Annotated in this window: 18 protein-coding genes; 3 read left to right on the forward strand and 15 right to left on the reverse strand. The window is 46.0% G+C overall.

Translation table 11 applies throughout. The features are described 5' to 3' along the window. Positions 1 to 42: 42 nt before the first annotated feature. From urtE to urtA, 5 genes are read right to left on the reverse strand one after another with little or no spacing between them, the layout of a single operon-like run. The gene (gene urtE, locus WG31_RS11695; protein ID WP_063354630.1) at positions 43 to 738 is read right to left on the reverse strand and encodes an urea ABC transporter ATP-binding subunit UrtE; all 696 of its coding nucleotides are present in this window, start codon (positions 736 to 738) and stop codon (positions 43 to 45) included. Between the two features lie 38 nt (positions 739 to 776). Beyond that, on the reverse strand, positions 777 to 1517 hold the full coding sequence (gene urtD, locus WG31_RS11700; protein ID WP_082823210.1) for an urea ABC transporter ATP-binding protein UrtD: 741 nt from the start codon (positions 1515 to 1517) through the stop codon (positions 777 to 779). Next, a complete protein-coding gene (gene urtC, locus WG31_RS11705) occupies positions 1514 to 2653 on the reverse strand; it encodes an urea ABC transporter permease subunit UrtC (protein WP_063354631.1) in 1140 nt (379 codons plus the stop codon). The genes urtD and urtC overlap by 4 nt, the downstream gene beginning before the upstream one ends. Continuing rightward, positions 2650 to 4254 (reverse strand): urea ABC transporter permease subunit UrtB, encoded by a 1605-nt coding sequence (urtB, locus tag WG31_RS11710; RefSeq protein ID WP_063354632.1) that lies wholly within the window; start codon positions 4252 to 4254, stop codon positions 2650 to 2652. Before urtB ends, urtC begins: the two co-directional genes overlap by 4 nt. Next, positions 4247 to 5587, reverse strand: coding sequence for an urea ABC transporter substrate-binding protein (gene urtA, locus WG31_RS11715; protein WP_063354633.1), 1341 nt, complete (start codon positions 5585 to 5587; stop codon positions 4247 to 4249). Before urtA ends, urtB begins: the two co-directional genes overlap by 8 nt. Positions 5588 to 5726: 139 nt before the next feature. Here urtA and WG31_RS11720 point away from each other — a divergent pair, with 139 nt between their 5' ends. Together WG31_RS11720 and WG31_RS11725 are read left to right on the forward strand one after the other, a co-directional pair. Then, positions 5727 to 9044 carry a hybrid sensor histidine kinase/response regulator gene (locus WG31_RS11720; RefSeq protein ID WP_063354634.1) on the forward strand — a complete coding sequence of 1106 codons (3318 nt, stop codon included), beginning with the start codon at positions 5727 to 5729 and terminating at the stop codon, positions 9042 to 9044. Beyond that, on the forward strand, positions 9041 to 9928 hold the full coding sequence (locus tag WG31_RS11725) for a response regulator transcription factor (RefSeq protein ID WP_063354635.1): 888 nt from the start codon (positions 9041 to 9043) through the stop codon (positions 9926 to 9928). The genes WG31_RS11720 and WG31_RS11725 overlap by 4 nt, the downstream gene beginning before the upstream one ends. 31 nt (positions 9929 to 9959) lie before the next feature. Here WG31_RS11725 and WG31_RS11730 read toward each other — a convergent pair whose 3' ends face one another. The 9 genes from WG31_RS11730 to WG31_RS11770 form a co-directional block, all read right to left on the reverse strand. Continuing rightward, positions 9960 to 10409 (reverse strand): hypothetical protein, encoded by a 450-nt coding sequence (locus WG31_RS11730; RefSeq protein ID WP_063354636.1) that lies wholly within the window; start codon positions 10407 to 10409, stop codon positions 9960 to 9962. Between the two features lie 50 nt (positions 10410 to 10459). After that, positions 10460 to 11581, reverse strand: coding sequence for a hypothetical protein (locus tag WG31_RS11735; protein ID WP_063354637.1), 1122 nt, complete (start codon positions 11579 to 11581; stop codon positions 10460 to 10462). Positions 11582 to 11937: 356 nt separating this feature from the next. Beyond that, a complete protein-coding gene (gene ureG, locus WG31_RS11740; protein WP_063354638.1) occupies positions 11938 to 12552 on the reverse strand; it encodes an urease accessory protein UreG in 615 nt (204 codons plus the stop codon). Further along, positions 12549 to 13214, reverse strand: a complete 666-nt coding sequence (locus WG31_RS11745; protein WP_063354971.1) for an urease accessory protein UreF — start codon at positions 13212 to 13214, stop codon at positions 12549 to 12551. The genes ureG and WG31_RS11745 overlap by 4 nt, the downstream gene beginning before the upstream one ends. A 10-nt stretch (positions 13215 to 13224) precedes the next feature. Further along, entirely contained in the window at positions 13225 to 13710 is a 486-nt protein-coding gene (locus tag WG31_RS11750) for an urease accessory protein UreE (protein WP_063354639.1), read from the reverse strand. Then, positions 13710 to 15416, reverse strand: coding sequence for an urease subunit alpha (ureC, locus tag WG31_RS11755; protein WP_063354640.1), 1707 nt, complete (start codon positions 15414 to 15416; stop codon positions 13710 to 13712). Before ureC ends, WG31_RS11750 begins: the two co-directional genes overlap by 1 nt. Further along, positions 15413 to 15757, reverse strand: coding sequence for an urease subunit beta (locus tag WG31_RS11760; RefSeq protein WP_006115793.1), 345 nt, complete (start codon positions 15755 to 15757; stop codon positions 15413 to 15415). The genes ureC and WG31_RS11760 overlap by 4 nt, the downstream gene beginning before the upstream one ends. Beyond that, complete coding sequence (locus tag WG31_RS11765) at positions 15741 to 16043, reverse strand: urease subunit gamma (RefSeq protein ID WP_006115792.1); 303 nt, start codon at positions 16041 to 16043, stop codon at positions 15741 to 15743. The genes WG31_RS11760 and WG31_RS11765 overlap by 17 nt, the downstream gene beginning before the upstream one ends. A 27-nt stretch (positions 16044 to 16070) precedes the next feature. Next, positions 16071 to 16892, reverse strand: coding sequence for an urease accessory protein UreD (locus WG31_RS11770; RefSeq protein ID WP_063354641.1), 822 nt, complete (start codon positions 16890 to 16892; stop codon positions 16071 to 16073). A 187-nt stretch (positions 16893 to 17079) separates the two neighbouring features. On the opposite strand from WG31_RS11770, the gene WG31_RS11775 reads away from it, so the two are divergent. Beyond that, positions 17080 to 18114, forward strand: a complete 1035-nt coding sequence (locus WG31_RS11775; protein WP_063354642.1) for a HoxN/HupN/NixA family nickel/cobalt transporter — start codon at positions 17080 to 17082, stop codon at positions 18112 to 18114. A gap of 66 nt (positions 18115 to 18180) precedes the next feature. Here WG31_RS11775 and WG31_RS11780 read toward each other — a convergent pair whose 3' ends face one another. Then, entirely contained in the window at positions 18181 to 19857 is a 1677-nt protein-coding gene (locus WG31_RS11780; protein WP_063354643.1) for an alpha-keto acid decarboxylase family protein, read from the reverse strand. Between the last annotated feature and the right edge of the window lie 38 nt (positions 19858 to 19895).

Raw genomic sequence — 19895 nt, forward strand, 5'->3', positions numbered from 1 at the left:
TTTCGTAATGCTTGCAGAGGATTTTCTTAAAGTTCCACTCCCTCAAATCGCAATGTTGGCGCGCACTTCTTCTGCATCCATTTCTGCAACTTGCCCAGAAAGTATAATTTTACCTCTATCCATAACCTCTACGGTATCAGCAAGATTAAATGCAAAATCAAAGTATTGTTCCACCAACACAATGGCCATGTCTCCACGATCTCTCAACATAGAGATAATAGTGCCAATGTCCTTGATAATATTGGGTTGAATGCCTTCTGTTGGTTCATCCAACACCAAAAGCCGAGGGCGGATAATAAGGGCACGTGCAATAGCCAACTGCTGTTGCTGCCCGCCCGAGAGGTCACCTCCACGTCGATTAAGCATTTTTTCCAAAACAGGGAACAGTTCAAAAACTTCGTCTGGTATTTTTCTGTCTCGCCGTTTTAGAAGGCCATACCCGGTTTCAAGATTTTCACGCACACTCAGCAAAGGAAAAATATCGCGCCCCTGCGGCACTGTCGCAATGCCCCGCCTTGCACGTTCATAAGCGGAAAGGCTTGTGATATCCTCTCCCTCCCATACAATCTTACCTGAACTGACAGCATGCATACCTGTAATGGCACGCATAAGGCTGGTTTTACCAACCCCGTTACGCCCCAGCACACATGTAACCTTGCCTGCGCATGCTTCTAAAGAAATACCTCGCAAAGCAATGGCAGCCCCATAATGCAGATGCACATCCTCAACCCTAAGCATAAGGACATTCTCCTTTTCTGCATTTACGGTTCAGCATTTTAGCGTCCAAGATAAACCTCAATAACTCTTGGATCATGACTGACATTTTCCAAATTACCTTCCGCCAGAACAGATCCTTCATGCAACACCGTTACTGTCACCCCTAATGCACGCACAAAATCCATGTCGTGTTCTACAACGACCACACTACGTGTTTGGTTGATCTCTCGGAGCAACTCTGCGGTTGCCATGGTTTCTGCATCTGTCATGCCCGCTACGGGTTCATCCACCAAAAGCAAGTCTGGCTCCTGCCCTAACAGCATGCCTATTTCCAGCCACTGCTTCTGCCCGTGGCTCATCCCACCAGCCTGCCGGGCAGCATGATCTTTCAAACGGGTCGTTTCCAGAATCTGGTCTATGCGCTCCTGTTCTTTACCTGAAAAACGCGCAAGCAAAACAGAAAACGGTGCACGAATACCACTTAAAGAAAGCAATAGGTTTTCTTGCACAGTTAACGCTTCGAACACTGTTGGTTTTTGAAATTTGCGGCCAATTCCTAAACGAGCGATTGCTGGTTCATCCAGTTTGGTCAAGTCACCTCCACAAAACCGAACTGTGCCTGTATCTGGGCGCGTCTTTCCCGTGATGATATCCATCATCGTCGTTTTGCCTGCACCATTTGGGCCAATAATTGCCCGCATTTCCCCTGGATGCAGCGTAAGGTTCAATCCATTAATAGCCCGGAAACCATCAAAAGCTACGCTAACATCACGCATTTCCAGAAAATGTGTTTCACTCACGCACCTTCTCCTTCCGGGTTAGAGACTTCAGGCGTAACTTCCTCTGGCTGCTTTTTGACAAGATGATGCCGCAACCCCATAAGACCCTGAGGGAGAAAAAGGGTGGTAACAAGAAAGAGCAAACCAAGCCCATAAAGCCAAAACTCTGGCAACCATGCGGTAAAAAGTGTTTTACCGCAATTTACCAATACAGCTCCAAGCACAGACCCTGACAATGTACCACGCCCACCCACGGCAACCCAGATAACAGACTCAATAGAATTGGCAGGAGCAAACTCACTAGGGTTAATAATACCCACCTGTGTTACATAAAGAGCGCCGCCAATGCCCGCTACCATGGCCGAAAAAACCCATATCAGCAGCTTGGCCTGTTCTGGACGGTATCCTAAAAAACGCGTGCGGTTTTCTGCATCTCTTACAGCCACCAGCAGATAACCAAATCTGCCCGATACAAGCCACCGAGAGAGCAGCAAACACCCTGCCAACACAGCCCCAGTAACCACTAAAAGTACTGCGCGTGTAAGAGGTGAATGCAAATCCGCTCCTAAAATATCCTTAAAATCTGTTAGGCCATTATTGCCGCCAAAACCTAAACCATTCTGAAAAAATGCCAACATCAAAGCATATGTTAGAGCCTGCGTGATAATGGAAAGATAAACACCCGAAACACGAGAGCGAAATGCTAACCAGCCAAATACACCAGCCAGAATACCCGGCACTATCAGTACCAGTAACATCGCCCATGCAAAATGATCACTCCCCCACCAGTACCATGGAAGTGACTTCCACGATAAAAAGATCATAAAATCTGGCAAATTGGGATTACCATAAACGCCACGGGTGCCAATTTCCCGCATGAGGTACATGCCCATGGCATAACCACCCAATGCAAAAAATGCTGCATGCCCCAATGTAAGAATACCTGCAAAACCCCATACAAGATCAACAGATAAAGCAAGAATAGCATACGCCAAATACTTGCCTGCCAATGAAACAACAAAGGCTGAAACATGGAGTGGATTTGCTTCTGGAAGTAAACTTGCACCCGCCAACACAATCGTAACCGCAAATGCCACTGCAGCCATACGTATGGTGCCGGAGAAAGACTTTGTGGTTGAAGGTGACAGCGCGTTCATGACTCTACACCCCGACCACGCACAGGGAACATACCTCTCGGATGCCGCTGAATATAGAGAATAACCAGAACAAGAATGGCAATTTTAGCTGATACAGCCCCAATAGTGGGTTCCAGTATTTTTCCGCCCATACCAAGTGTCATGGCCGCAGCTAATGTGCCCCACAGGTTACCAACACCACCAAATACCACCACCATAAAGCTATCAATAATGTAAGACTGCCCCAAATTAGGGCTTACATTATCAATCTGGCTTACAGCCACCCCGGCCAACCCAGCAAGCCCAGCCCCCAGCCCAAAAGCCAACGCATCTACACGCGGTGTACGTATCCCCATCAACGCTGCCATACGGCGGTTTTGTGTAACGGCACGCATTTCCAAGCCAAGTGATGTTTTGCGCATAACCAGCATAAGCGCGCCCAGAACCAAAAAGGCAAAAACAAAAATTGCCAATCTGTTTAAAGTAATATCCACACTCCCAAGCATCCATGATCCAGAAAGCCACGCAGGTGTTATAACCGCGATATTGGTAGGCCCGAAAATAGACCGAATAGCCTGCTGAAGAATGAGAGAAAGCCCCCATGTTGCCAACAGAGTTTCCAGCGGTCTGCCATACAAAAAGCGGATCAAACCGCGTTCGATAAGAATACCCAGCAAACCACACACACAGAACGCAACAGGAATTGCCACTAAAAGGGAAACAGGCTCTAGCCACGGAACGGTTGCCCGAATACCCTGCTGCACCAGCCATGTTGTATAGGCGCCAATCATCATCAGCTCACCATGAGCCATGTTGATCACACCCATAACGCCAAATGTAATGGCAAGCCCAGTTGCAGCCAAAAGCAATACAGACCCATAGCTCAGCCCGTAAAAGGCATTTTGCAATACGCTCCATACACGCTGTTTCAAATCTATGCTGGAAACAGTTTTTGCCGCTGCCTTTCGCACTTCCGGTGTTTCATGATCAGATGCAGCCACAACAGCAAGTAAGCCGCGTGCTTCCAGATCTCCTGCTGAACCAAGCGTTTTTACAGCAGCCAAACGTGTGGCCTCCTGCCCCGGTTGCACAGGTTGTGCCAACATTGTTGCCGCATTTGCCTGTTCAAGTTTCAACCGAACATGACTGTTCTTTTCACGCTCCAGAGCATGATGAATAACCGGCAACATGGCAGGATTATGCTGCGCATACATTTGAGTTGCGGCTTTTAAACGCACTGCATCTTCTGGAGAAAGCAATTCCAGTTCTGCAGTTGCGCTCGCCAAAACCTGGCGAACATGATTATTCATCCGCACAGGTTTAAGATCGGCTGGTATATTTTGTACAGACTGACCGGTTCGGGCATCAACATAGGTTGTGCCAGCCCGAATAAAAACCCCACCTGCAGGAGAATAAACTAGATGCCGTTTTTCCAAGGCATCTATAACCGCTCCAGCTTGCGGATTACCAGAAGCCACCATAGCCGAAACCGTATCAGCTATGGTATTAAACTGGCCACTTTCCAAACCTGAAAATTCGTCTGCTGCTGCCCCTCGCACTCCTGAAAATGCAAGCAGTAAACAGACAACACCAGCCCACAGAAACTGGCTGAACCTACACATGCTTTTTACCAATGCACGTTTTAGTGGCTGTATTATAATTCCCACACGAAATTGGCTTGCTCCAGTCTCCGATCAGATTTTTAGTTTCTGGCACCCACGGAGACCAAGCCTGCCCAGCTATTGTGCTGGGTGTTTTCCAAACAACACTAAACTGACCATCTTCCTGAATTTCACCAATATATACAGGCTTTGTGAGATGATGATTAGGTAGCATTTGCGCTACACCACCCGTAAGATTAGGTTGGCGAATACCTATCATGGTATCTATAACTTTATCATGATCTGTAGTGCCTGCTTTGGTTACGGCCTGCACCCACATATTAAAGCCAATATAATGGGCTTCCATTGGGTCATTTGTTGTGCGTTTTGGATTTTTTGTAAATTCATGCCATTGCTTGATGAATAACTTATTTTCTGGCGTATCAATGCTTTCAAAATAGTTCCATGCGGCAAGTTGCCCAACCAATGAGGTTGTGTCCATACCTGCCAGCTCTTCCTCACCTACGCTAAATGCCATTACCGGAATATCTGTTGCAGACACACCTTGGTTACCCAGCTCCTTATAAAAAGGAACGTTGGCATCACCATTAATAGTGGACACAACAGCAGTTTTTTTGCCAGCCGCTCCAAACGCCTTAATTTGCGAAACAATGGTCTGCCAATCAGATTGCCCGAATGGTGTATAATTCACCATAATATCTTCGTCCTTAATGCCTTTGGACTTCAGGTAATTGGCAAGAATCTGGTTTGTGGTCCGAGGATAAACATAATCTGTACCAACTAAAGCAAAACGTTTGGCGTTACCGCCCTCTTCGCTCAACAGATAATCTACCGCCGGTATAGCCTGCTGATTAGGCGCAGCACCTGTGTAGAAAATATTACGGCTACATTCCTGCCCTTCATACTGCACCGGATAGAACAGAATACCGTTGAGTTCTTCAAACACCGGCAACACAGATTTACGGGAAACACTGGTCCAGCACCCAAACACAGCATCTACTTTATCAACAGAAAGAAGCTGACGGGCCTTTTCAGCAAATAGCGGCCAGTTTGATGCCGGATCTACTATCACTGGCTCCAAAGGACGCCCCAGCAAACCACCTTTGCGGTTTTGCTCCGCAATCAGCATGAGCATGACATCTTTTAGTGTTGTTTCACTAATAGCCATTGTCCCTGAAAGGGAATGCAAAATACCCACTTTAATGGGTTGCCCGGTGGGAGCTGCTGCCAAAGCCTGGCCTGGCCGATATGCTGCGCCTATGGCTGCAACTGATGATGCCAGGGCTAGGCGCCCAAACGCACGACGGGAAAATTTTGGCAAGATGTCGGACATAAGAAAGCACTCCAGTTGCTGCTAGACCCTACGTCAGCGCATCATGGTGTATTTTCCTATACGCATGATTGCGTATAGCCCCATACGGCTCTATGTTACGATACTATAACAAGATATCCAGAAGATCAGGAATCCGCTTTTGCCTCATGATACCAGCCACCTGCGTATCGTGCGTACTCGCAGGGCATATAATCGCTGGGCAGCAGACCAGACTTTTGAAGATTATGCACTGCGCTTTACAGCCCGAAGCGCCCGAACTGCCACCCCCATGCGCGCAGCTTTTACTGCCTTGGGGTCTATCTCGTTTCTAGCACTAGAAGCTATCGGGGGTACACTTACACTTGCTTTTGGCTTCACCAATACAGCTATTGCCATTACATTTGTAACAATTCTTATTTTTTGTATCACTCTACCGTTATGTGCAACGGCTGCAAAAGCTGGCCTAGATGTAGATCTTTTAACGCGCGGAACAGGCTTTGGTTATATTGGATCAACTGTTACATCGTTAATTTATGCCAGTTTTACATTTATATTTTTCGGCTTAGAAGCTGCCATTCTGGCGGGCACCTTACACATTCTTCTCAATATTCCATTATGGCTTGCCTATCTTGCATGTGCGGTAGTTATCATCCCACTGGTTGCACGAGGTATAACATTTATTGCAAAATTTCAGATTATTACATTTCCTATCTGGTTTATTCTTAATCTTCTACCGTTATCCATACTTATTATACAACACCCAGTTTGGTTAGCTGAGTGGACACATTTTTCTGGGCTGGTGCAACACACATCAGGAATTGATACTCTCGCCATTGGCAGTGCAGCTTCTGTTATGATCGTTCTGATTTGCCAAAGTGCAGAACAGATTGATTTCCTGCGCTTTCTTCCCCCACTTACGGCACAGAACAAACGGCAATGGTGGAGTGCTCTGATTTTAGGTGGCCCAGCTTGGATTGTTCTGGATGCAGCCAAGCTTCTTGCCGGATCTTTTCTTGGATGGGTTGCTTTACGTGCAGGTTTTTCACCTTTGCAGGCCACACAACCTGGTTTGATGTATCATTTAGCATGGAGCAGTTTTACGCCCCCAGCGCTTGCTACAGCCCTTACGATCGCTTTGGTGGCTGTGTCTCAAATCAAAATCAATATTACAAATGCGTATGCAGGATCTCTCGCTTGGTCGAACTTTTTCTCCCGACTTACACATTCTCATCCTGGGCGGGTCTTTTACGTTCTTTTTAATATTACCATTGCCCTGATTCTTATGGAAGCTGGATTGGTAAACACAATCCAAACAGGTATCATCTTTTATGCCGTTCTGGCATGCGCATGGATTGGTGTTATCCTTGGGGATGTGACCATTTGCAAACCTTTAAAGCTTTGCCCATCAGAAATAGAATTTAAGCGCTCATTGCTGCCGGATCTCAACATTGTTGGCATTGGCGCTTGGGCTTTAGGAGTAGGCATTGGCACCCTTGCCATGTCTGATTTACTAGGGGTGCATGCCGCTGCTTTTGCACCATTTCTAACACTCTTTGTTGCCTGTGGCACAACGCCTCTTCTGGCTTATCTTACCCATGGACGCACTTACACGGCACGCAAACAGCCCGCAGAATGGAATACCCAGCCGGTTATGCGCTGCGTGATCTGTGAGCATGAGTTTGAAGCCGAAGACATGACATCCTGCCCAGCATATGGGGGTACCATTTGTTCCCTATGTTGCTCGCTTGACGGGCGATGTCATGATCGTTGCAAACCTATTGCAACTCACCTTTCATACCAACTCACTGCCCCATTGCGTACCTTACCTTCTAAACTTAGGCGCATTCTTGTTTCTCCCGGTGGGCGATTTGTATGCCTTCTTATCTGTATTATTTTTGTGCTTGGGTTTCTTGCACACAAAACCGGGCTGCCGTTTGATGGCACATTGCTCATTGTGTTTCTGGCCTGCGTTATAGGCGCATGGCTTTTAGTTATGACGCAGGAAGGCCGTAAAACGGCAACACGGGAAACACTGCATCAAACACGCCTGTTGATGAACGAAATACGTGCACGTATGCGTATGGATCAGGCATTACAAAATGCACGTGAAAAAGCAGAAGCTGCCAGCTTGGCAAAAACGCGCTACATTAGCGGTATCAGCCACGAAATCCGCTCTCCTTTAAATGCAATCATGGGGTATATTCAGCTTTTACAGCATGACGCACGTATGCCTCCAGAACGGCAGAAAACACTCAGTATCATGCGGGAAAGCGGAGATCATATCACAAGTATTCTTTCCGGCCTGCTGGATATTTCGCGGATTGAAGCAGGGCGCATTGAATTACATTCTGACACAATCCCACTTGCAGCTTTTTTAGAATCTGTCGCTCAGATGATGCGCCCACAAGCACAGGCAAAAGGGCTAAAATTCTACTGGAAGCCCCAGTTTTTACCATCTGTTGTAACATGCGATGAGCATCGCCTCAGGCAAGTTCTGCTCAACCTGCTTTCAAATGCAATTAAATATACACAACAGGGTTCTGTTACTTTTTCTGCCCGCTGGCATGCACAAATTGCTGAATTTACTGTAGAAGATACAGGTTCCGGAATTGCCATAGAAGATCAAGAACGTATTTTTGATCCTTTTGAACGGGCAACCGCAACAGCCAATATTCCCGGCACTGGGCTTGGGCTTACTATCACTAAACTTTTAACAGAAGTGATGGGGGGAGAATTGACCTTTACCAGCACAATGGGCAAAGGGTCTTGCTTTAAATTACGCCTTATGTTGCCAGATAAAGATATTCAACTTTCACCGATCCTGCCGGCTTTTCCCATCGGATATGAAGGGCCAAAACGTACAATCGGTATTGTCGATGATAGCTCCAGCCACCGCCAGATTATGCGGGAACTCCTTGAGCGCTGCGGCTTCAATGTACGAGATTTTGAAAATGGACGGGAATGTCTGGACTGTCTTGATCTTGCATGCCCAGATTTATTGTTACTTGACCTGACTATGCCTGAAATGGATGGGCGCGAACTTGCGTTGCGTATTCGACAAACTGCTGCAACCCATATTCCCATCATGTTTCTAACTGGCAACCTTGTAGAAAGTGCCAACCGGCATGTGAATTCCTTGGAGGATTGTCCTGTTATTGGAAAACCGGTTAATCTTTCAATCCTCATTCAGGAAGTCGGAAAGGTTCTTTTTTTATCATGGATCTTTCCAGATTCTGAGATAAGAACTCAAACAAAACAAACTGAATTTCAGAAACCTGCTGACCATTTACCAGAAAAAGAACGTCTTTATTTGCTAGCTGCTTTGAATAGAGGCAACCTGAAACAGGTACGCGAAAGATTAGCCTCTCTGCAATCAGAAAAACCTATGTTACGGGATATTATTGCCCCACTGGCAAAAATGGCTGCCACCTATCAACTGGAAGCACTTCGCATCCAACTGGAGCAGGACGAGGCATGAAAAGCTCATCCCCCCAACGTCGTACCATTCTAATCGTTGATGATGACCCATCTGTTCTGGGCATAATGGATGAAACACTCTCTGATAATGGGTATTCTGTACTTTTGGCACAGTCTGGAACTTCCGCCCTAGAAGTTGTGGCACGCACAGTGCCTGATCTTATCCTTGTGGATGCTCTTATGCCCGGCATGACAGGGTGGGAAGTATGCGAAACACTGCATCAGGACTATCACCTTTCATCTATCCCACTAATATTCATGACGGGTTTAACAGAAACAGAACACGTGCTTCGGGCTTTTGAAGCTGGAGCGGTTGATTACGTTACAAAACCTTTAAGACTAGAAGAAACTCTCGCGCGTATCAGCGTGCATATAGAAGCGGCAGCTCGTATTCGAACCGCTCAAACTGCACTGGATAGTGCTGGTCGCTTTCTGTTCGCAGCAACTTCAGCAGGTAATCTATTATGGCGCACACCCCAAGCGGCAGATCTTTTAGATAAAGATGAACTTGATTTACCTACCATCCTAAGGCGCTTTTCCACGCTTCCACCACCTGGGCAGGTGATTGACCAGAAGCAGGTCGGTGAAAATGAAGTTCTTATCACCTTTGTGGGTGTTTCATCTACAGATGAACTTTTGTTCCGAATTTCTTCTCATACGCTCTTGCCGGAAAAAACCTTACAGGAAGCACTGAATATAAGCGCTCGGGAAGCAGAAGTACTACTATGGATTTCTCGCGGCAAAACAAGCCGTGATATTGCAGATATTTTGCTGGTAAGCCCCAGAACCATAGATAAACATATTGAACAGATTTATAATAAAACAGGTTTGAGCACACGTTCTGCTGCGGCCGCAACTGCATCCAGGATCCTGCAGCAACAATAAGCAGGACCCTTAGATTTTTTAATGTAGAAGCCTATCGTGCCTGTTCATCCAACAAACGTTCATCATCTGCATCTGGCAGCGTCATCGCCGGGCACACTTTGTGTTCCTGTGCCTTTCTGATATCTGCAAGCTGTGATTCCAGCTTATTTATACGTTCATCAGAAATATCTTCCCTTAAAGGCTTACCTTCTGGCGTAAGTGTCATGCCGTTCATCACACCAATACCCGGAATAGGATCTAGTTTTACGTAAAATCCGCTATTATCCGTATCATTACCTTTCTTTTCGGCAGCAACCTTTTTCTTCTTTAGAGCAGATACCTGGTCTGAAACCCTAACCTCTTCCGCAAAAAGATGTCGGCAATCAAGGTTTCGAATATCTGACTCTGCATATGCTGCCCCGGCAAAAAGACCACAGAACACTACGAATGCTCCCTTCAGCCCACGGCACATCATGATCTGCATTTTGTTATCTCCCGGCATCCCTTAAACACCCAATTTTTCAGAAAATGATAAGTTCTAAAAATATGATTTTAGTATTGAAGTTGCATACCTAACAGAAAGGCATTTGAGGCTTTTGTTTTGGCTTCGTGATACCTAACATAATCCAACGTAAACCGTAGATTATGACCATCTAATACATAGTTTGCACCGGCATCAAACTGTGTCGTTTTAGGATGCCCTGATCCATACAAATCTTTTTTGAAGCGGAATTCCTGATACCTTACGAGCGGCTGCAAACGCCCCCAGCCCAATGTGTACGGAATAAGGTAGGCTGTACTGGCAAGAAAAGCCGTGCCATCACTAATTCCACCAACATTCCCGTACTCTGCCGCTCTTTGGCGATAACCAGAAGCAATATCCTGCACACCACCAGTATAATACTGATAATAAGCACCTTCTAGCGTATACACACCATGCTTTGCATTTTTCCCGATCTTTTTTTCAAAAAGACCGTCAATATTCCATGCCTTGTAATCACCTTTATCCTGCGCTGTGCCAACGCCATCAGTTTCGTACTGACCCGCCAAACCAATAGCGAGAATATCAGCTTTGCCATAATAAGTGCTGGCGGTATAATAGGCTGGTGATGGCTCTGGATCTAGAAAGTTATATTCCAACCGTGCAGCAAACAAAGGATGCTCACCATAATTTGAGCCTCCTTGTACCCAGTTATGGCCTCGGTACACACCTGCCATATACCGGAAATGGTCTTTCACCAGCTTGCCCCACACTGTAATACCATCATCACGACCAGACCATGCCCCTGGATATTGTGACACAAAGGGAAAAGCATAAGTGCTCAGGAAATATGGGCCATCCAGGTTGGATCGATCACTTGGGGTCAACATCCGCCCCATCCAAACATTAAAGAACTTCCATGGTTCAACCTGAAGAATACCGTCCAAAACATTCCAGTTGCCATCACGCAAACGCTCAAGATTAAGCGTGCTTTTCACATATTTATGAAACTGCGCACCCATATAAATACGTAAGTCATTAGCACTGGCGGCTCCAGAATGTGCTGGGGTAGCGTTGGGATCATTAGATAAGTACTGTCCACGCACACCAACACCCAAGGTAAAAAACTGATCCTTACCAAAGTTAAAGGTTGCCGCCGCATGGGATAACTGCGGCAATGCTGCGCTGACCACGGCACAAAGAGACAGAGTTGTTGTTCCACACTGAAACAATTTTGTTTTACGACTTAATGAAAACCGCGATAGCAACGCGACCATGACCTTCTCCCCTGTAGCCATAATTGCCAAATGGCCATGTCGTTACATTACGATATCGAATCTTTTTGGGGATATGGGTGAAATTACCTAGATTGAATTAGAAACAGAAAACCCAAATATGAACCTACGAAATGATATATATATTGGTTACATGAGATACATTTTTATTTAATATTTTATGTAATGAAATTACAATACCTATGAGCTATAATGTAAAATTTACATAAAATGATAAATCATAGGTATTTTAAATAAGAATGTTATTTTCTTTTCTAGAGTGCTCCACGTTCAATAATAAATTGAGCAATATCTTCCACACCTTCGCCTGCTCGAATATTTGTAAAGACAAAGGGCCGTTGCCCACGCATCTTGCGACTATCCCGATCCATAATGCCTAAATCCGCTCCTACATATGGTGCAAGATCAATTTTATTAATGACCAATAGGTCGCTACGCGTAATACCTGGCCCACCTTTGCGGGGGATTTTATCTCCAGCAGAAACATCAATGACATAAATAGTTAAGTCAGCCAATTCTGGGCTAAAAGTTGCCGCCAGATTGTCTCCACCACTTTCCACCAAAATGAGATCAAGCTTTTCAAAGCGTTCTGATAATTCAGCAATACCAGCAAGATTAATACTTGCATCTTCTCGTATTGCTGTGTGCGGGCACCCTCCTGTTTCTATCCCCATAATACGTTCTGGTGGCAAAGAACCTGCTCTAGTCAGAAACTCAGCATCTTCACGCGTGTAAATATCGTTTGTTATGGCCGCAATATTATATACATCCCTAAACCGGCGGCATAATGCATCCATTAACGCTGTTTTACCCGTTCCTACTGGGCCACCAATACCGACACGTAGCGGGCCATATTTTATGTCTGTCATGTTCTAAATAGCCTTGTAACCTGAGTTTCATGGTGCATGGCAGCAAGATCTGCGCAAAAGCATGCTCCACCAATATCTTCGAGTGTGAGGTTCTGGCTTTTCTGAGTAGCTTTCTGCAGCGTTGTTTCCAAACCAGCCAATGCCCGCAGTCCATCTGTTTGCCCTAAAGGCACCAAACGCACTGCGGCAGAAACTAACGCAGCAATAGCAGCATACCCACCCGCCAAAGCTGCTTGCTGGCGTGATACGTTACCATATCGAAACACGACACCTTGCGCGACTGGCAAAGGCCAACGGATATGAGACGGAATAATATCCTGTGGAACAACATTCCAGACTGCAGCGGCTTTTTGAAACGCCTCTCCTTGATACACAGTTTCTTCATAACGCTCACGCGATGAAGCACAGGCACAGGCAAACTCAGCAATATCATATAACTGTGCCTGATTATATGCGACATCCCAAGCGGCCTGCAAAATTATCTGATCATTCTGCAAACTTCCGTAATAAAGAAGAGCTTCTATCCATTGGCATAATGATGCAACATTATGCACATCGCCATTCTCAACAACCCATTCCAAGCCATGACTATAAGCATAGCTTCCTGTTGGAAATGCTGGAGAGACCCATGAAAGAAGACGCAAAAAATCCTTACCTTCCATGTCCTCTTCATTAATCATGGGAGTGGTGGGTATGTCCGTTTTCATGCTGATGTGCACCTATACGCCCTGCATACGCACCACTTTCGGGATCAAATGCAGCCATGACCATATGCACATGGCCACCAAGGCCACGAATCATATCTGCAATAACATGATCATGCCTTATAAGAATACGGTGTTCCTCAATAGTTGCGGGAAGATGCCGGTTTCCTATATGCCATGCCAAACGTAACAAATGTAAGCCATTTGTTGCCGTGACTTCCATAAGTTCTTCCGGAAGCGATTTTACCAGAATAATGCGTCCATCCTGTAGTTTCAGACCATCACCAGCCCGCAACAAACGTGCATGTTCCAGGTCAAGAAGGATTTTTTCTCCAGATTGCAGGCAAACAACCATACGGCGGCGATGGCGTCCCTCATAATCGGCTGCAAAAATTTCGGTTGCTGCTGTTTCTGGCCAACTTCCTGCTGGAAGAATTTCAATTATGCGTTGCATCAGAACAGAAAATACCTTTGTGCCATAGGAAGAACTTCTGCAGGCTCGCATGTCAGTAACACACCATCGGCGCGCACTTCATATGTTTCGGGGTCTACTTCGATATGTGGCATGGCATCATTATGAATCATGCTGCGTTTACCGATACTTTCTCGTGTATTGGACACTGCGGAAAGTTTACGTTGTAGCTTAAGTTTATGTCCTAAATCATCTTCCAGTGCGGCTTGAGAAACAAATGTAAGACTTGTATGTGTCAGCGCACCACCGTATCCGCCAAACATCATACGGCCATGAACGGGTTGCGGCGTGGGGATAGAAGCGTTGGGGTCGCCCATCATTGCATAAACAATCGTACCACCTTTAATCACCATTTCTGGCTTTACACCAAAAAAAGCAGGTTCCCACAAAACAAGATCTGCCAATTTTCCAACAGCGATAGATCCCACCTCATGCGCCAAACCATGCGCAATGGCCGGGTTTATGGTGTATTTGGCAATATAACGTTTAACCCGGTTGTTATCTGCCAAACTATCTCCGGGCAGCGCACCACGCTGTAGCTTCATTTTATGCGCTGTTTGCCATGTTCTTAACGGCACTTCCCCCACACGCCCCATGGCCTGACTGTCGGACGACATCATGGAAAGCACGCCCATATCCTGAAAGATATCTTCAGCTGCAATGGTCTCACGCCGAATGCGACTTTCCGCAAAAGCAATGTCTTCTGGAATGTGCGGATCAAGATGATGGCATACCATCAGCATATCCAAATGCTCATCCAGCGTGTTGACTGTGTATGGGCGCGTTGGATTGGTAGAAGATGGTAAAACATTCGGCAAACCAGCTACACGTATAATATCTGGTGCATGCCCCCCACCCGCACCTTCTGTATGAAAAGCATGAATGGTGCGCCCTTTAAATGCAGCAATTGTATCTTCCACAAACCCGCTTTCATTCAGCGTGTCTGTATGGATCATCACCTGAACGTCCATGCGGTCAGCCACGCTCAAGCAACAATCAATAGCCGGTGGCGTTGATCCCCAATCCTCGTGCAATTTCAAACAACACGCCCCTGCCCTTACCATTTCCTCCAAGGCTTCTGGGCGTGATGCATTGCCCTTACCTGCAAAAGCCAGATTAACCGGAAACGCATCTGCGGCCTGCAGCATACGCGCCAGATGCCAAGGCCCCGGTGTGCATGTTGTAGCCGCTGTACCTGTGGCTGGCCCGGTGCCTCCTCCCAGCATAGTCGTTATGCCAGAAGATAAAGCCTCTTCTATTTGTTGTGGGCAAATATAGTGAATATGACTATCAATTCCACCAGCAGTCAGTATTTTACCCTCTGCTGCAATTATTTCTGTGCCCGGACCAATAATAATATCTACGCCCGGCTGAATATCCGGATTTCCTGCCTTACCAATTGCTGCAATACGTCCATCTCGCAAGGCAACATCTGCCTTAACAATACCCCAATGATCAACAATTAGCGCGTTTGTGATAACCGTATCTACGGCACCTTGTGCGCGAGACAATTGTGATTGCCCCATGCCGTCACGAATAGTTTTTCCACCACCAAACCGCACTTCTTCCCCATAAATTGTAAAATCTTTTTCTACTTCCACAAGCAAAGCTGTATCTGCCAGCCGAACACGATCCCCTGTAGTGGGGCCAAACTGGCCTGTATATTCGTAACGGGAAAGATGCGTCATTTATCTATACCTCCCATCACTTCCCCTCGAAAGCCAAATACTTGGCGCAAGCCTCGTAATGGAACCAGTGTTACTTCTCGTATCTGTCCCGGCTCAAAGCGAATGGCACCGCCCGAAGGCACGTTTAGCCGCCAACCTTTGGCTTGTTCGCGCTCAAACAACAGAGCAGGATTTACTTCATAAAAATGATAATGGCTTCCCACCTGTATGGGACGATCTCCTGTATTGGAAACCATCAACTTACGTTGGGGCTGCCCCTCATTCAGAACAATATCACCTTCTGCAACCAGAATTTCCCCTGGCAAGGCATCTGCAGGCAAAGCATCAACGTATCGGGGCATGAACTGTCACCAATTTTGTTCCGTCAGGAAAGGTTGCTTCCACTTGCACGTCATGAATCATTTCTGGCACGCCAGCCATAACCTGATCACGCGTTAACACACGGCCACCACTTGCCATCAGCGCTGAAACACTCTGACCATCCCGCGCACCTTCCACTACATGATCTGTTATAAGAGCGACAGCTTCAGGGTAATTTAAACGCACCCCACGCTCCAATCTGCGCCGCGCCACCATTGCTGCCATGGCAATAAGCAATTTATCTTTTTCTCGGGGTGTCAATTTCATAGTTTACGTTTTCTCTACTTTTCCACTTCATGAACGCCAGGTGGTTGGCATAGATTGTCCATTCCGCAAGATTGGTAAAATACGTTGCAATATAACCTCTAACTGCCAATTATCCTGCGCTATGCCACGCACAATCAGCATGCCATTCCATGCTGAGGCCGCGAACCCTTTGCATTCTTCTGCTGCTAACACATTACGTAATGGTTCAAGGCGACTGGATACATCGGATGCAACTAAAACAAGCGTTGTAACGGCACGATAACCGGCTGCCACCGCAGGATCCTTCAAAAGAACATTTACAGAATCGCTTTCAAGTTTCAGCGTATCTTCCAAAATGCGCCGCCCATCCCGCCGAACGGAGAGACCATCTCTGACATGCAGTTGCTCAACACATTCACCCGAAGCAACGCGACCAAAAAAACGGCTTTCAAGAAACAGAAATCGCGCATTATCCGCCATCTCTACAGTCATTTTGCGCTGTAAACGGCTACCATCAAAAAAAATCGTGCCGTGCGGCAACCATTCCAAACATGCATCTTCCGCGATATGGCAGGAAACATTTATTCGAGCTGACGGATCATTCGAACGCGCTCGATAAATACGTTCAGCCGCTTGAGATGTGACAAGAAGATTTGTGTGCGGGTTACACCTCAAATCTCCCTCAATGCGGTCTCCTGCCGCTATACCACCTGAAATATTTACCGTGACAACTTCCATCTGTTGGCCTGCAACACGAGGAAATAACAAGCGGCAGCATCCCTCCTGCTCCAACCCGTAACACTGGGTCTGAGAACGACCATTTCGGACTTCCAACCCAAAACGACCGTAAGCACGTTGCAGAAGAGGCACTTAATTGTATCCAATTCCTGTAAGAACTATTTTTAAATAGATAGGGTATTATGCTTCCGTCAATAAGGATGGGATATACGCATATTTACGTATAAGAAATAAGGTTATAAATTATAAAATATACTGTAATTATTGAGAAAATCTGTTTTCAGGAAACATCAAACTTCCTAGACTCCTTAGGTTACACATGAGAAGAATACTTTGTTATAACTTCAATGCTACTGTAGAAAATGTAACATGGAAAGCTATAGGGTTGTTTACCACATTAGGTGGTTTTAACATCGTAACTTGGCTTTGGGCCTCCATTGCTTTCCGCTATTCTCCCAGCTTATTAAGTATGGCGTTTGTCGCATATAGCTTGGGCCTACGTCATGCCGTAGATGCTGATCATATTGCTGCTATTGATAATATAACTCGCAAATTAATGCAGGAAGGCAAACAACCACTTTCTGTAGGGCTTTTCTTTTCCCTAGGTCATTCTAGTGTAGTAGTTATAGCATCCATCTTAGTTGCTGCCACAGCGACAACTTTTACACAAAAGCTTCATGTTATTCAGAAATTTGGTGAAATTATCGGACCAATGACTTCCATTGTTTTTCTAATATTTGTTGCCATCATGAATATCGTGATTTTTTATAATCTTTATCAAAATTTTTGTTATGCTAAATCTGGGAACATATCTCACCAAGAAGATATCCAGATTTTTCTTAATAAAGGGGGACTACTCACTCGTTTTCTTAAACCATTATTCGGTCTTATTCATAAAACTTGGCATATGTACCCACTGGGTTTCCTATTTGGCTTAGGGTTTGATACCGCAACAGAAGTTGGGTTACTCAGCTTATCAGCAAGCCAAGCATCCCATGGCATGACGCTCTGCTCTATCTTGGTCTTTCCTGCGCTCTTTACTGCGGGCATGTCTCTTGTAGATACACTAGATGGCGTTTTAATGCTTCGTGCTTATGGTTGGGCTTTTGTAGAACCTGTTCGCAAATTTTATTATAATATGCTGCTTACTGTCGTTTCTATCGTCATTGCTTTGCTCATAAGCGCCATTGAAGCACTTGAACTTATACGGAACCATCTTGGCCCTGAATATGCTTTATGGAACTGGTGTGAAACTTTAAGCGAAAACTTTGGCATTTTAGGTTGCGTGATTATTGCCATATTTATGACGTGCTGGGGTGTATCTGCTGTTATGATCAATCATAAAGAAATATAAAAATACCTCCTTCCACAATTTGGAAGGAGGTATTTTGCAACACACTAGATTTTAAATATCAGACTTTCAGGATACCTGTGGTTTTCTGGAATTAGCTGCTGCAACCTTTTTGCCCCATTCCACCAACGTTTTGGTGCAATCAGAACGTTCAATCTGGCATTCGATAATGGTGGGACCTTCATGGTTTGCCTTAGCTTTTTTGATAGCCTCTGCTAGTTCACCTGCTGTGGTGGCTTTTAGGCCCAGACCATGACCATCTTCCGCATTGAACACTTCCATCAAGCCTGCGTAATCCCAGTTCTTGATGTAGTTGTAAGGGCCATCATGAATGGCAATTTCAATAACATAGCCACGATTATTCACGAGGAAGATAATAACTGGCAGCTTATAACGCACCATCTGCGCCATTTCCTGCGCAGTAAGCTGGAACGAGCCATCACCTACCATAAGAATATGCTGTCGCTCTTGAGACCCCATGGCGTTCCCGAAAGCAGAGGGTACAGACCAACCAATATGCCCCCACTGCATTTCCAGCTCAACACGTGCACCGCGCGGCAAATCCATGCGCGTAGCGTTGAACCAAGAATCCCCTGTTTCAGCAACCAAGGTAGTATCTGATGTCAGCATTGCGTTGATCTGACGGGTCATTTCATCATTTGTCAGACGCGCATCTGCCTTAGATGCTTCAATAACAGGCGTATGTTTTTTACTTTCCTGCGCCGTTAACGGACGGCTAGGAGCTTTTTTTGCCAGCTCTTCAAGGAATTCACGCAACGTGAAGCCTTCGTATGTCTTGCCGCCCACAGTGATACGGTTAGGTTCTGCCAACAAAACATTGTCACCCTTGGGCCATGCGGTCCAACCTACTGTGGAATAGTCATTAAAGACGGGGGCCACACAAATAAGGGCGTCAGACTTTTCAACCAGCTCCTGCGCACCAGGAGAAGAAACATCCCCCCAATAAAGACCACGAAAACCTTTGTGATCTTCTGGGAAAAAGCTTTTTGCTGCCGCCATAATCGTAACAGCACAGCCTAGCTTATCGGCCAGATGTTCTGTTTGTGTCTGTGCGTGTGCCGCGCGCACTTTGCTACCTACAATCATGGTAACACGCTGAGATTTTTCCAGCAGAGCAACAGAGGCTTCAACGGCCGCTTTTAGACTGACATCATCTACCCGCAATTCTGCCAGCAAGGACGAGACCGGGCCAGGGCGAACACATTCTGCATCAGATACGTTACAGGCAATTTCAACATATGCCGGCTTGCGTTCACGCAGGGCTGTGCGGATTACATGATCAATTTTGGCTGGGGCAGATGCTGCATCTGTAATGCTTTCTGCCGCGCATGTTACATGCCGCATCATTTCCAACTGGTAGGTATAATCGTTCGTGCCCAGCGTATGATGCAGAATATGGCCGGTTCCATAATCATTGCTATTAGGTGAACCAGAAATCAAAATAACAGGCAGGTTTTCTGCATATGCGCCAGCAATAGCGTTCATAGCAGAAATGGCCCCCACACTAAAGGTAACCACAGCGGCCGCTGCGCCATGAGCACGTGCGTAACCTTCTGCACTAAAACCACAATTCAGCTCATTACAGCAGTAGACCTGTTCCATTTCCTTATTTGCCAGTAACTGATCCAGAAGAACCAGATTAAAATCTCCGGCTACGGCAAAGTGGTGCTTTAATCCAATCTGAGAAAGACGCTCAGCAAGATACATGCCGACTGTATATGTCATGGTTTAATCACTCCTATCGGAATAGCCTCAAAAAAACG

The sequence above is a fragment of the Acetobacter oryzifermentans genome, assembly GCF_001628715.1.
Taxonomy (GTDB): Bacteria; Pseudomonadota; Alphaproteobacteria; order Acetobacterales; family Acetobacteraceae; genus Acetobacter; species Acetobacter oryzifermentans.